Below are 287 nucleotides of genomic sequence, written 5' to 3'. Positions count from 1 at the left end.
TGATAGAAAGTAAGAGCAAATTACGTTGGGTCTGTAGCTCAGCTGGTTAGAGCGCACCCCTGATAAGGGTGAGGTCGGTGGTTCAAGTCCACTCTGACCCACCAAAATCTTTGTTTTCTCCTAAACAAGATTTTGTATTAACGTAAGTTTGTTTGACTGCATGTAAATGGGGCTATAGCTCAGCTGGGAGAGCGCCTGCCTTGCACGCAGGAGGTCTGCGGTTCGATCCCGCATAGCTCCACCATTTACTTGCTCATGGATAGAGACGCCAAAGATAAAACGACAGT

2 tRNA genes are annotated in these 287 nt (G+C 47.4%); both read left to right on the top strand.

From position 1 onward, the window contains the following. Nucleotides 1-27: 27 nt before the first annotated feature. Nucleotides 28-104, top strand: a tRNA-Ile gene (locus AB4128_RS20675). Between the two features lie 64 nt (nucleotides 105-168). Continuing rightward, nucleotides 169-244: transfer RNA gene (locus AB4128_RS20670), tRNA-Ala, on the top strand. The last annotated feature ends 43 nt before the right edge of the window (nucleotides 245-287 follow it).

The organism is Shewanella sp. 10N.286.52.A9, from assembly GCF_041468985.1.
Lineage (GTDB): Bacteria > Pseudomonadota > Gammaproteobacteria > Enterobacterales > Shewanellaceae > Shewanella > Shewanella japonica.
The sequence above is the reverse complement of the archived record's forward strand: the minus strand, read 5'-3'. Positions and strand labels throughout refer to the sequence as shown.